The organism is Pyxidicoccus fallax (assembly GCF_012933655.1).
In the GTDB taxonomy this organism is placed as follows: Bacteria; Myxococcota; Myxococcia; order Myxococcales; family Myxococcaceae; genus Myxococcus; species Myxococcus fallax.
The window spans coordinates 1-12,441 of the sequence record NZ_JABBJJ010000035.1; the positions used below are offsets into that span (position 1 = coordinate 1).

10 protein-coding genes and 2 pseudogenes are annotated in these 12,441 nt (G+C 66.3%); 4 read left to right on the top strand and 8 right to left on the bottom strand.

The genetic code is table 11. The features are described 5' to 3' along the window. Positions 1-491 precede the first annotated feature (491 nt). Positions 492-644: pseudogene (locus HG543_RS10275) on the top strand (IS3 family transposase); the annotation flags it as partial. A 46-nt stretch (positions 645-690) separates the two neighbouring features. Here HG543_RS10275 and HG543_RS10280 read toward each other — a convergent pair. Next, the gene (locus HG543_RS10280; RefSeq protein WP_246356896.1) at positions 691-1,668 is read right to left on the bottom strand and encodes an alpha/beta fold hydrolase; all 978 of its coding nucleotides are present in this window, start codon (positions 1,666-1,668) and stop codon (positions 691-693) included. 210 nt (positions 1,669-1,878) lie between these two features. Here HG543_RS10280 and HG543_RS10285 point away from each other — a divergent pair. Continuing rightward, positions 1,879-2,583, top strand: a pseudogene (locus tag HG543_RS10285) (sensor histidine kinase); the annotation flags it as partial. Between the two features lie 476 nt (positions 2,584-3,059). Continuing rightward, entirely contained in the window at positions 3,060-4,307 is a 1,248-nt protein-coding gene (locus HG543_RS10290) for an alpha/beta hydrolase (protein ID WP_211193838.1), read from the top strand. A 263-nt stretch (positions 4,308-4,570) separates the two neighbouring features. Here the strand turns inward: HG543_RS10290 and HG543_RS10295 are convergent, their stop codons facing one another. The 5 genes from HG543_RS10295 to HG543_RS10315 all read right to left on the bottom strand — a co-directional run bounded on the left by HG543_RS10295 (position 4,571) and on the right by HG543_RS10315 (position 9,048). After that, the gene (locus HG543_RS10295) at positions 4,571-4,996 is read right to left on the bottom strand and encodes a hypothetical protein (protein ID WP_169344535.1); all 426 of its coding nucleotides are present in this window, start codon (positions 4,994-4,996) and stop codon (positions 4,571-4,573) included. 227 nt (positions 4,997-5,223) lie between these two features. Beyond that, positions 5,224-5,661: a TonB family protein gene (locus HG543_RS10300; protein WP_169344536.1), complete on the bottom strand. Its 438-nt coding sequence runs from the start codon at positions 5,659-5,661 to the stop codon at positions 5,224-5,226. A 471-nt stretch (positions 5,662-6,132) separates the two neighbouring features. Continuing rightward, the gene (locus HG543_RS10305) at positions 6,133-6,819 is read right to left on the bottom strand and encodes a hypothetical protein (protein ID WP_169344537.1); all 687 of its coding nucleotides are present in this window, start codon (positions 6,817-6,819) and stop codon (positions 6,133-6,135) included. A 15-nt stretch (positions 6,820-6,834) separates the two neighbouring features. Beyond that, the gene (locus HG543_RS10310) at positions 6,835-7,197 is read right to left on the bottom strand and encodes a DUF1413 domain-containing protein (protein ID WP_169344538.1); all 363 of its coding nucleotides are present in this window, start codon (positions 7,195-7,197) and stop codon (positions 6,835-6,837) included. Between the two features lie 987 nt (positions 7,198-8,184). Further along, complete coding sequence (locus HG543_RS10315) at positions 8,185-9,048, bottom strand: SDH family Clp fold serine proteinase (RefSeq protein ID WP_169344539.1); 864 nt, start codon at positions 9,046-9,048, stop codon at positions 8,185-8,187. Positions 9,049-9,610: 562 nt separating this feature from the next. Here HG543_RS10315 and HG543_RS10320 point away from each other — a divergent pair. After that, on the top strand, positions 9,611-10,060 hold the full coding sequence (locus tag HG543_RS10320) for a hypothetical protein (protein WP_211193839.1): 450 nt from the start codon (positions 9,611-9,613) through the stop codon (positions 10,058-10,060). Positions 10,061-10,535: 475 nt separating this feature from the next. Here HG543_RS10320 and HG543_RS10325 read toward each other — a convergent pair whose 3' ends face one another. Both HG543_RS10325 and HG543_RS10330 read right to left on the bottom strand, forming a co-directional pair. Then, on the bottom strand, positions 10,536-11,408 hold the full coding sequence (locus tag HG543_RS10325) for a hypothetical protein (protein ID WP_169344540.1): 873 nt from the start codon (positions 11,406-11,408) through the stop codon (positions 10,536-10,538). A gap of 64 nt (positions 11,409-11,472) precedes the next feature. Further along, a complete protein-coding gene (locus HG543_RS10330; protein WP_169344541.1) occupies positions 11,473-12,348 on the bottom strand; it encodes a hypothetical protein in 876 nt (291 codons plus the stop codon). Between the last annotated feature and the right edge of the window lie 93 nt (positions 12,349-12,441).

The window sequence follows — 12,441 nt, forward strand, 5'->3', positions numbered from 1 at the left end:
CTTCGAGGGCAGGCAACGGCTGGTACGCCTGCTCATCGAGCGCGTCGTGGTGACGGGCGAGCACGTTACCATCGAGCACGCTGTCCCCCTCTCCGGCCGGTTTTGTCGTTTGCGGGAAAACGACGTTCGACGTGTTCGCCTGCGTGAGGTGTGGAGGCCGCAGGAGGGTGCTGGCATCCCTGACGGCCCCCGGTGGGGGGCGCGCTATTGTGGAGCACCTGGCATTGCCCTCGCGGCCTGCGAAGCGGGCCCCGGCACAGGGTCCCCCCCAGAGCGCGGGGTGTTGAGCCCAAGCACCCACAGTGACCTGGAAGCCCACGCCCCTGCGGCCTGCCGCCTGGCTGGGTCGCTTGGGCCGGCATGTGCCCCGAGGGGCGGCACAGCCTCAGCTCCGGCCCGGCGCACAGCCCGCGTGTCACCCTCCAGCGGCCCTTCTTGGCCCCTCTTCACCAACCCGCCGCCCTCAACAGGGCTCCTATCCGTCCTATACTTTGGGCGTCACCCCGTCCTTCAGCCGGCCCCGCGTTTCGGACGACAACGCGTTTTCCGAGGCGCTCTTCCGTACACTGAAGTACCGCCCCACCTTCCCGCAGCGCCCCTTCGTGTCCGTCGAGGACGCGCGCGGCTGGGTGAGGCGCTTCGTGGGCGAGGCCACGTGTCGGCTCGGCTGCACACGCGGCCCCGGTGCGTTCACCCCCCCGCGCCGAACTCCTGCACCCGACGCCCCTGCGGGACGGGCGCCGGCGGGCCCGCGAGGAAGGCGCGGTACGCCTCCCCCGTCTCGCGCGGCCGCTCCATCATCGGCAGGTGCCCCACGCCGGGCAGCACCCGGCCCACGTGTCCGGGCAGCGCCTGCAGCCGCGCGGCGCCCGAGACGTGGAACACCTGGTCCTCCGCCCCCCACAGCGAGAAGGACGGCACCGTGAGGTGCGGCAGCAGGTGCTCCACCACGGGCCCCTGTGCCCGGTGCGCGTGCCACATGCGCACGTCCCCCGGCACGTCACGGACGGCGCGCGCTGCGAGATGCGCGAGCACGGGCCCCGGCACGAACGGCCGGCGCACGAACATCCGGTCTACCAGCCGCTCGAACTCCGCGTGCGAGGTGACGACGAGCGGCAGGTGGCCCGCGGCAATCTCGCGCTCCACCGGGCTCGGCTCGGGCGTGGGCAGCCCGTGCGGCGCGCCGATGAACGCGAGGCTCAGCACCTGCTCCGGGTGGCGCGACGCGTACACCGCCGCGATCGCGCCCCCCATGGAGCTGCCCGCCAGGTGGAAGCGCTCAAGCCCCACCGCGCGCGTGAAGGCGTGCAGCCGCGCCACCTGCGCGTCGTACCGGTAGTCCGCGCCCTCCAGGCGCGAGCTGTCCCCGAAGCCGGGCAGGTCCGGCGCCACCACGCGGTGCGCGGGCGTGAGCGCGGCGGAGAACTCCGTCCAGTGGTCCTTCTCCCCGAACAGGCCGTGCAGCAGCAGCACGGGCGCGCCCTGCCCGCCCTCGAGGTAATGGACCGTGTGCCTGTCCACGGTGACGACCCCCGGGGTGAGCCCCGCGAGCCCGCGGTTCAGGGCGATGAGCGGCGCCACGAACGGCGCGGGCACCAGGTGGTAGGCGGCCGTGGTGGCGCCCACCACGGCGAGGAGAGCGACGAGCAGCGTGCGGGTCTGGGTCATGGGGCCACGTCTTGCGCCCCTCACCGTGACACGGGTCTGACAGGGCGCTCAAGCAGTCGCGCTGCTCCAGAAGCTCACGCCCCTGCTGCCCCCTTGCTGGAGGGGCGTCTGGGTTGGCGTGTGCCCAAAGGAGGCTGCACCGCCTCTTCCTCTGCCTGGCGCACAGCTCGGCGGCACCCGTCAGCGGCCCTCCTCGCCCCCTCTGCATCAGCCGACAAGGTCCGTCAGCGCGAGGACGAGCTGCGCCACGCCAACGAGAGCCTGGAGCAGCGTGTCGAGGAGCGCACCCGCGAGCTCAAGCCCTTCTTGATCACGCTGGGACAGCACGTGGTCGACGAGCGCCAGGAGATCATCAGCCTGCTCGAGGACGTGTGCCGCTACACCGAGCATGTGGGCGACATCGTCAAGCTGCAACAGAACCACGCGCGCACGCCCCGCATGCACGCGCCCGTGCAACTGGCGGAGTTGGTGGAGGACGCGCTGCGCTTCAACGCGTCCGGCCTCTCCCGCCATCAGGTGAAGGGGGTGCGCGAGCTGGCTCCGTTGCCTCCCGTGCTCACCGACAAGCACAAGGCCCTGATGATCCTCGTCAACCTGAACAGCAATGCCCAATACGCCCTGGATGGCGTGCCCCCGGACGAGCGGCTCCTGACGGTGCGGCTGGCGCACACCGAGAACCACCGCATCCGCATCGAGCTGCGTGACAATGGAATGGGCATCGCACCGGAGATGCTCACGCGTATCTTCCAGTTCGGGTTCACCACCCGCGAGGAAGGGCATGGCTTCTGCCTGCACTCCAGTGCGCTGGCGGCCCAGGAGTTGGGGGGCTCGCTGACGGCCCACAGCGAGGGTTTGGGGCGCGGAGCCACCTTCTCGCTGGAGCTCCCCTCTGTCCCGGTACAGGAAGCGGCCTGAGCAGGCCCGTGTGGGTGTGACAGCCTCCAGGCCTCCTCGAGCCCGGAGGGCTTCCTGAGTGGTGTCGGGCGGAAATCGACGCCGTGGATGACACTCCGCGGGGACCGTGGTGTTTCAGGGAGCAAATGAATGAGACTCGAAACAAGAGAACGGAGCCAATACCAGAGGTGGTAACCTCCCTCCCTGCTCATCTCCAGCGTTCGCGCGGTTCGCAGTGGGGTCTGCTCTCCGTCTTGATTCTGACGGCCGTGGCGGGTTGCTCGGACAAGACCCCTCCCGACGCGGCGCCGGGGGAGGGCAGGCCTCTTCTCTGGGGGAATTGCCCGGCGCTTCCGGATGGCGCCACCCGAGACCCCCGCCAAACGTGTGCGACCCTTCAGGTCCCGCTGGATTATCACCACCCGGATGGGCGCACCCTCGAGATCGCGATCTCGCGCATTGCCACCGCCAGACCGGACTCCCGACGAGGCGTTCTCTTGTTGAACCCGGGTGGACCGGGGCTCGAAGGACTTGAGCTTCCGAGCCTGGCCGCCACCGTGCTGCCTTCCGAGGTTCTCGAGCGCTACGACCTGATTGGATTTGACCCTCGCGGTGTGGGACACAGCGCTCCTGTCACCTGCGGACTGACCGACGTCAGCCTCGTCAACCTCTTCCCGTACCCCGCCGCGGACGGCTCGATCGACGCGAACGTCGCCCTCGCCCGCGAGACCGCGGCTCGATGTGCCGCATCCACCTCGGGCGACGTCCTGCCATTCATCACCACCGCCAACACCGCCCGTGACATGGATCAGATCCGTCAAGCGCTGGGGGAGGGGAAGATTTCCTACTGGGGCCAGTCCTACGGCACCTACCTGGGGGCGGTGTATGCGTCCTTGTTCGCCGAAAACACCGACCGGATGGTGCTCGAGGGAAATGTGGACCCCACGAGGGTCTGGTATGGCACCTTCCACCACTGGAGCGAGGGCATGGCCAGCCGGTTCCCCGACGCCGCCCGCGTCGCCGCGGCGAACAACGACACCGTCCACTTCGGCACGACCGTGGAGGAGGTGACGGCGGCGTACCTCGAGCTGGCGAGCCGGCTCGACGCGACCCCCGCTTCCGTCCCCGGAACGAGCGCGCGAATCTCAGGGGGTTTGTTCCGAACCGTCACCTACAGTTTGTTGGAAAAGAATGAGCAGCTTCCGCTTCTCGTCCAGCTCTGGCGCGCCATCGACAATCTCACCGCTGGAGCTCCCACCGCCGAGGATGCCGCGCTGCTCCAGCAGGTCTTCGCCCAGGAAGCGGCCAGGACGGACGTTCCCGCCGACAATCAGACGGCCGTCTTCCTGGCGCTCGCCTGTGGTGACGCGAGCTGGCCCACCGGCATCGAGGTCTACAGGAAGAAGACCGCCGAGGACCGGGCCGCTCATCCGCTCACCGCCGGCATGCCATTCAATATCTGGCCGTGCGCCTTCTGGAAGACCCAGCCTCGTGAGGCCGTGGTCGAGGTGACCCGCCAGGGAGAGCACAACATCCTCCTGCTGCAAAACCGACGCGACAACGCGACTCCATGGGAATCCGGGCTGGGCATGCGAAAGGCCCTCGGAGCGCGCGCGACGTTTGTCGAGGTCGACGCGGGCGGCCACTATGTCTACGGTCAGGGCTCATCCTGCGTGGATGGCGTGTTCAATACGTTCCTCATGACCGGACAACTTCCCCAGGGCGACGTCTCCTGCGCGAATTAGCGCGGTTGCCCAGGGCTGATGTGACGAAGCCGGGCATGGGCCTGACGGAGGGAGCGCACCATCCACTGGGCAGGGGCACCGGCCATCTCGAAGGTTTCCGCCCTCGCATGGGGCGGTGATTGTCTTCGTGACGCTTCCGGACAACAAGCGCTACGCCTTTATCGGAGACCTCGCCTGGCAATTGGAGGGCGTCACCGAGCAGGAGGAGCGCCCGCTCACGCAGCGCCTCGCGGATGTCGAGCCTCGGCTCCGAGCGGTGGCCATCAGAGCGCCCCGTCTTCAATCCGCTCCAGTTCCCAACATGCGTTCTTCCTGAAGAAGTACGAGACCTGGTAATCCGTATCTCGCTTCCAGAGGACCAGCTCCGCGTGCCCGGAGGCAAGCGGGTTCACGCGCAGCTCAAGCGACTTCGCCTTTCTCTCGCTCTGACCTGGAAGCACGGGGAACTCCACCTGGTGGCGCTCCAGGCTTCGGGTGAAAGGCCTCGGTTCCGGCTCGGCCTTCAGGTCCAGTTGCTGTATCTCCAGGGGATAGCTCGTGAAGGCCCTCTGGATTTCCGTGCTCTCGGCAAACGCCTCGATGAACTCCGAGAAGTCCTGAGACGGGCATTCGGAAGGAGTGCCGAGCGCGGGCGGACTCGCACAGGCCCCGATGGCGAATGACACGACAAGGTAGCGCAGACGACTCAATGTCCCTCCAGGACGGGCCCCTGTCAGGTGGGGCATTGCCGGGCTGTGCAGCCGGTGGGCCAGGGTCTCCCCCTCCTGAAAGCTCATGGAAAGGCAGGGGCCGTGGCCCTCCTGCCACACTCAGTCGACCCATGGAGCGTCATTGAGTGTTTTCAGCAGCAGGTCCTCGAAGGGCCTCTGATTCCGCGACATGTCTCGTCTCTCGAGCAGCAGGGCTGGGTAAGGCTTCATTCGACCTGGAACACAAACTGTTGCGCCAGGCGCGTGCGGACCCGCACCCCACGCTTCGTCGCCGGCGCGAACTTCCACCGCTTGATCGAGTCAAGCGCCAGGACCGCCAGCTCGGGTGGCGGTGAGCCCTGAACTGCCGGCTCACTGACGGAGCCGTCGGGCTCGACGGTGAAGCCAACGACGACCGTGCCGAAGACGCCGACAGCGATCAATTCGGGCGGATAGTCTGGGAACCGCGACGACAGCACTCGGGGCGGGGTATCGAAGTCCTCCGGCAGCCCTATCTTGGGCGATGCACCGACGTAGAGTCGTTCCGCGTCGCTCTTGGTCTGACGGCTGCCGGTCCAGCCAATCTGGTACTCGGGTGCCTTCGTCGTCGTGCACCCTGCGAAGAAGAGGTGAAGCGCTGCGGCGAGCAGCAGGGATCTGGTCATGGGTCTGTACGAGTGTTGAGAGACAGCCACTGCGGCATGATGCCGGCATCGCCATACCACCCAAGCGCCACCGATAGCGTTGTCGCGAGGAGGAGAGCAGGCTGCGAGTGTGTTGCCGATGCGCCATCCGGGCGTGGAGGAGCGGCTCGCCTCTCGAGGGACGAAGCAGGAAGCCCAAAATGGAGACGGGCTGGAGACCCTGAAGAGCTCCAGCCCGTAACCGAATGATTCCGACTACTTAGGTGGTCGGGGAGACAGGATTTGAACCCGTGGACACGGGTGCCCTAAACCCGCGACGGCGCACGCCTTTCGAGCAATCGTGAGTGAATCCGGGCACTTCGAGTCCACGGGACAGTCCTCGCCAGTCCCATCTGTGCCTCGCAGTCCCCTACCGTCTTGGAGACATTCTGGAGACAGAAGCAGGGGCGCACGGTGCACCGGGCACGTTAAGGGACGGTGCTCCCGCTGCGGTCAGCGCACCCGCGTTGCAAGCCGCTTCTCGAACCACTTGCTCGACGGGTGACTCGCGGCCCACACAGGCACACCGGGGGGTAGCACGGCGTCGACCTCTGCCTTCACCGCGGCCGTGCACGCGTTGAGGATCCACTTGGGCCCGTACTCCGCCACGCGCGCCTGGAAGTTCGCCTTCCAGCCGGCATTGAAGAGTTCGTTCCACATCACGGTCCGGATTTGCCCCGGGCGCTGGCGCGACCGCAGGCTCCCCAGCGAGGCCTGCCACTGCACCGGGTTGCTCACGACCACCGTCGCGCCCGCCGGGACGCCCATCGCGGCGAGGTGCATGGCCAGGTGATTGCGCAGCCGCTTGCGGGTGGAGCGGTCCTGAAGCAGCCCAATGGGCACGAAGCCCTCCCGGTACTCGCTGGTGTGCGGCGACTCGACGACAAACAGCACGACGAGCGCGCCCATGAGGTCGAGGGCCGAGACGGGCTGCTCTACCAAATGCACCTTTTCACCGTCCCAGGTGGCCAGCACCTCATCGGGCACGACGGAGGCGGGCGTGAAGATCGCGGGTGGCAGCACCACGCGCGTCGGTCCGTCGTTCGCGAGCGCAGCCCACGACGGCTCGTCGGACTGGAGAGTCTGCCTCCAGGGCGCGGCCTCACCCGGCAACTGCATCTCGTACTCAATTGTGTACATCACCGTCCTCTCCGATCAGCGACGCTCGTAGATGGCCTGATTCTGGGGCGTTTTACGCACATGAATCGCCAGATCCGGCTCCACCTCTTTGCGGAACTCCCGCCCGAAGACAGTTGGCGACGGGATCTGCTTCCACTCGTCCTTGGAGAACAGATCCTGGAGTTTGAACTCCTGGCCGACAGGGACAGCACGAGCGCGCTCGACAGCCTTCGTCAGCCACTCTTCATTACCTCTGCCGATGGGTGCGGCAGCCGCTCCAACGAGGACTTGGCGAAGTTTCTCAACGACGAATGCGTCGAGATCGAGTTCGGCCTCGCGGGCTTGTTCAAGTGCCGCCATAGCAAGATCGGCGTCGAGGGTGAGGGCAAGTTGCAGCATGACAACCTCCTGTTAACTGTCAGTAGAACAATATAGCTCACGATAGAATTACGCAAGCTACCTGTTCTACACCCGCTGTCCCTCTAGCTACCCTGAGGGGGCAAGGCCCGCCGCCTCCTCCTCCCCCTTGTGAGGGGCCGCCCCATCGGACCGCTCGCGGGTCACCCCTTTGGATCGCTGCCTCGATCAGACCACGAGCCCGCGTGCTCGGGAGCCTCAAGGGTCGGCTACGCCGAAACCTGAGCGGTTCTGTGCCCTTGCCCCTCCCTCCGCGCGCGGGCGCAGGGCAACCGGCCGCCAGCGGCCAGTTCTGATCGATCAGGAGTCGCGTTCCGCTTGGCCGACCCTGGCGCGGTCCATTACCCCGGCCCGTGACATGCCGGCGCAAGGTCTGCCCGCAGGGGGTGTGGTGACGGGCGGTCGAGGGGCCCTGCACGCTCCTCTGATGAATAGGCCCCGCGCGCCGCAAGCAAGCGCAGGCAGAGGTGGGATGTGCGCAGGGGGCCGCAAGAGCGGGAAGGAACTACCTCAGGGGCCGTTCAGGGGACGGGACCGGGGCTTGGCCGTGTAGAGCCTACTGGCTCAGGACTGTATCGACCTGTGGAGAATAAGGAACCGACAGACGACCGCTATGCTGCCTGCCAAGTCTGGCTGTGGCCCAAGCTCTAGAAGTTCATGAGGAAATTCAGCCACTTACGGTGCAGCACGACGATGGCGCACGCGTAGCGTGCGCCATCATGCTGCCCGCCGTCAAGATGGTAGGGCTAGCCGATGCTTTGATTAAGCAACCGGGTTGTTGGCTGATCGCCAATTCTTGCGGAAGAACCGAACGTAAGATCGAGGAGATACCGAGAATGGAACGACTGGACGCCTGCCTGCTCCAGTTTGGACAACGTAGTCTCCAGAACTGAGAGCTTCTCCACATCGATCTTCGGGTTGTTCCTAAGCACTTCGGCGCGATCGAATTTTGGTCGTGTCATGGTCGGCTCAAATGTAGTTCTTGGCGTGTACGAAGTTTCCCCAGGAGTTGGCCGCGATGAAGTCGGACATCAGGTGAAAGTAGTCCCTGATGGCTCGGTTATGCTCGGGAACCGAGCCAAAATCTTGGATGCGGAGCTTCAATTCATCCTGCAACACTTGCATAGGGATCCTGCGACCATGCGAGCGCCAATACTCATGGTCGCTCAGCCTGCGAGCGATCTCCTCTGCCCTAGCTTCTCGCATTTCTTGGGTTACCGCTCGCTTTTGCCCCTCTGTGACGGTCCAGTCCTTGAACTTGTACTTGGCCAGCCACTTGACGAGCAGAGTGGTGGATAGCTCACGAGCCATCTCGTATTGGTGGAGTTCTGCTAGATCGAACTTTCCTAAGAGTGCGAAATCCGCAGTGGTCGCCGTTCCAGCCGCAGCCTTATCCATCAGCCTCTTGAACTGAACGAGGTAGGAGAGCGCGGGCACGAGTTTTCCTTCTCGTGGAATTTGCGGGTCGATAGGACCCAAGCACGAGAAGAAATCCATCATGATCTCGTCGCCTGACATAGCCAGGACTGTGCCCGCTGACATGGCGACGTCCGGGATGATGAACGCGACGTCCGAATAGTAGTGACGGAAGACGTTCACCATGCGCTCGGCCACTTCCACCACGCCGCCTGGCGTCTGGAGAACAACGGCTAAGCGCTCCCGACGATCGTCGGTTGCCTCAATGGCGTCCCTTACCCGGTGCTCAAGGCCGGGGAGGATGGGCCCAGTGATGGCGACAACATCGCGTTCGAGCGCGGTCTCAAGACTGGCGTGCAGTTCCCGAAGCGTCTTTCGGGCTTGCGCGTCAATGGTCATCGGCTCGGGCTGGGCCATGAAACGGTGCTCCCTCCATCAGTGAACGCCCTAGGGGCGCAATCGTGCCCATATCCTGCGGAGATTGCTACGACCTTCCGCGTCTTTCTGCCCGCAGTAGACGTTCCATTGGTGGGCCCCTGACCTCCCCCCCACCTTGTTTCTCAGCAGATTCCCCCGTCTACGCCGGGTATGCCCAGCGCTTCAGTCACACCGAAGCTCGGTGCTATGCGGCTCCGGGTAACGCGAGTTGCGAGCCACCTATCAGGGAGGCGCACATACGCAGGAGTGTTGATGCACTGCGTCGAAGAGCGGCGGCCAGCCTCAGCCACAGGCGGCTTGATGGCGGTTTGGAGGAACGCGCGACATGGATGCAGCAACGGCAAGTCCTCCACCGTACGAGGCATAAGATCTGAGCAGGACGACACCGCTGCCAGTTCCTGCCGCTGGACTCCAGTTGTACCGGGAGTCAGTGGATTCCCCATCCACAACGCGAGAACGACGCCGGATCCAGCATATCGCGTACCAGCGGTATCGAGGGCCCGGGCTTTCTGGGCTCCCTGCGTCCACGGAGGAATGTACGATGACGAAGGCCATCAGCCTGTCCGCAGAGCTGGCCGAGGTGAGGTGCGCCGTCGAAGGAGCGCGTTTCATCGCGGATGCACTGGCCACGCACTCGCTGGACAGCCGCGAGCAGGAACTGCAAGCGCCCGTCTCCATCACCGCCATCCTCGTGCTGGCGGAACTACGGCTCCACCAAGTCGAGCGGGTGCTTCGTGGTGAAGAGGACCCGCAGCACCTGTGGGCCCCGCACAACGACGTCACTCCGGGAGGTGGCGAAGGAGACGAGCAGGACGTGGTGCTCCGCCCGTGGAACCAAACCGAAGAGGATGCAGCGCGCCCAGCTCGGAAGAAGACGGAGCGCTCCGGGCCCAAGAGGCGGCGTGGGCAACCTCCCCCACCGCTGCCGGAGCCGCCAGCGCAACCCGAATGCGTCGAAGAACAACCGCCTCCTGGTGGGACGCCGAGTTGAGACGTGCCCCACCGGCATCAGAGGCCGGCCGGGGACGAACAGGGCCCGCGAACCCGAGCTGGCGCCAGCGTCCTGTTCCTTACGTCTCAGCTCATGGAAGAGGACCTCGCTGGGCGGAATACCAGGGCGGTCGAGGAGGTGGCAGGGGAGTTCCACCGCTACCCACCGAACTTCAGAAGTTCACCAGGAGGGCCGCCCCCTCGTGCGCGAGAAGTGAGAGGGCGAGCACAGGGTGCTGCCATCGCTAACACATGACCGAGGGCGACTCCGCCAGGGGCGGCCCCAAAAATTCGAGGCCAGCTCACCACCCAAGGCCTTTTGAAGATGCTGGGGCCCCTTGAAATTGGACCTGTCGGCAGGGAACCCCTGTCCCCCAGGGATGGGGGGCCTCTCCCGGATTCGGATAGGGCTACTGAATAGCGAGGCGGCCGAGGGGCTTGGAGCCCCGGGAGAGCGTCAGAACGAACCCGACGCATCACCTCACCAGCCGCAGCTTCACGCGCAGTTCCCGGGCCTCGGCCTGCGCCTGGGGCGTGGCGCTGGACACCCTGGCGCACACCTGCCCGAGCAGGTCGAGCTGGCGCTGCATGGAGGACTCCAGCAACTTACGGTGACGTTCCAGCTTCTTGAGGTCCGCGTCCTCCAGCAGCAGCACCTCGGTGGCCAGCCGCTCACGCACCAGCCCGAGGGTGGCCTGCTCTTGGTCGAGCTTCGCGGCGAGGGCGCCCCGCGCCACCTTGGCCATGTTTCCGAGGTGCTCATAGGCGGCCTGCTCCAGGCGCCCCTCCTGGCGCGTGTCGCGGGCCTCCTGAAGCGCGAGGCTCAGCGGTCGGAGCACGGCCTCTGGCAGTTCCGGCACCTCGCGCAGAAGGGCCAGGGTGCCCTCCAGGCCGCGCAGGAGGGCCTCCGTCAGCTCTGGCTCCTTCGGGACCGTTGATCGGGCGTCCACGACGGCCACGAGGCCGGAGAGGGCCTCCAGGGCCCGGCGTGTGCTGGTGACGAGCCCGAAGGCGTCGGTCCCCTCCAGCGCCTCCTCCAGCAGTGCGCGCACCCGGCCGTCCTCCAGTTTGGACAGGCGCTTGAGCTTCCAAGCGAGGTCCGCCACCTGCACGACGATGTGCGCCTCGGGAAGGGTGGTCGGCGCGAAGCTGGAGAAGTAGCCGTCGAGGTGCTGCTCATACTCGGCCACATCCTCCCCGGGCAGCAGCAGGTTGCTCGCGCTCAGCCCGTGGCGGAGGGCATTGAGCGAGGAGGTGGACTTCCCCTCCCGCGTCTTGGGGCCGTGGGACCTGGTCCCGTTGAGCACGCTGGTGGCGGCCTGGAGGGCCGAGCGGACGGTGGCGTTCATGTGGGAATTCTCCGGCTGGGGCTGTTCGCGTGGGGAGGGCGAGGTGTAGGACCCGGGGCTCGCGTCACGGCTTGCGCTCCTGCCAAGTCATGGGAGCGAAGGCAGGCAGGCGCCGGTGCTCGCGCCAGCGCTGGAGGGCCACGTTGACGCTGGGCCGCTGGTAGAGGGGCGCGAGCAGTTCCACCGGCTCGCCCACGTCCTGCGCCACGCGCTCCAGGTCGAAACCGTGGCGGATGAGCAGCAGGACGAAGGCGGCCTCGCCCTCGGTGCAGCAGTAGCGGGGCATCTTCAACCCCAGCTTGCGCGTCTTCGAGTCCCGCCACTGCGACTTCGCCGTGGTGCGGGGGATGAACTCGCCGCTGTCGAGGCCCTTCATCTCCCCCCACAGCGTCTCTACCCTCTTGGCCAGCTTCCACTCCACCCCGAGGACTCGCTCGCGGAAGGTGGGCACGCGCGAGGGGGGCTTGGCCACGGGAGCGGGGAGGCCCACCAGCTCGGGTCGGTCGACAACGCGGGCAGGCTGGGGCGGGCGGTAGCGAAGGCCGCCGAGGTCGTGGCGCTCCCGAGGGCTGTGGAGGCGCTTCTTCGCGTTGTGGGCGCGGGCGTGGCTGGTGGGATTGCCCCGGCCCAGGCGCTTGATGCGGGCGTCCAGCTTGTCGCCTCGCTGGTGGTGGATGACGTCTCCCTCCTTGCGCTCGGGACGCAGGCCCCGGGCGGCGTAGAAGTCCCAGGCGAAGTGGTGCAGCCACATCCACCGCCTCGGGGGACGAGGGTGGCCACAGTGCGTGATGTCGCACGAGGGGCAAACCCGAGGGAGGTACGCAACCCAGGGGTAGCCGTCCTCACCCATGACGATGACGAGGCCCTGGGCCTGAAGACTCGCTAGCACCTCGTTGTTGAGCTTGATGCCGTTCACATCGGTCCAGTTCTGCCTGCTCATCGCTGTCCTCCTCCTCGGGGGCGTTCACCTCCCGGAGGCACTGGACGGGGACCTGGGCGAGGTGGATGTCGGAAGGTGAAGAACGCGCAGCGT

What these genes read in the sequence shown, in the direction of transcription:
- HG543_RS10280 (WP_246356896.1), bottom strand. Translation starts at nt 1,668, where the DNA reads ATGACCCAGACCCGCACGCTGCTCGTCGCTCTCCTCGCCGTGGTGGGC.
- HG543_RS10300 (WP_169344536.1), bottom strand. Translation starts at nt 5,661, where the DNA reads ATGACCAGATCCCTGCTGCTCGCCGCAGCGCTTCACCTCTTCTTCGCA.
- HG543_RS10305 (WP_169344537.1), bottom strand. Translation starts at nt 6,819, where the DNA reads ATGTACACAATTGAGTACGAGATGCAGTTGCCGGGTGAGGCCGCGCCC.
- HG543_RS10310 (WP_169344538.1), bottom strand. Translation starts at nt 7,197, where the DNA reads ATGCTGCAACTTGCCCTCACCCTCGACGCCGATCTTGCTATGGCGGCA.
- HG543_RS10315 (WP_169344539.1), bottom strand. Translation starts at nt 9,048, where the DNA reads ATGGCCCAGCCCGAGCCGATGACCATTGACGCGCAAGCCCGAAAGACG.
- HG543_RS10320 (WP_211193839.1), top strand. Translation starts at nt 9,611, where the DNA reads ATGACGAAGGCCATCAGCCTGTCCGCAGAGCTGGCCGAGGTGAGGTGC.
- HG543_RS10325 (WP_169344540.1), bottom strand. Translation starts at nt 11,408, where the DNA reads ATGAACGCCACCGTCCGCTCGGCCCTCCAGGCCGCCACCAGCGTGCTC.
- HG543_RS10330 (WP_169344541.1), bottom strand. Translation starts at nt 12,348, where the DNA reads ATGAGCAGGCAGAACTGGACCGATGTGAACGGCATCAAGCTCAACAAC.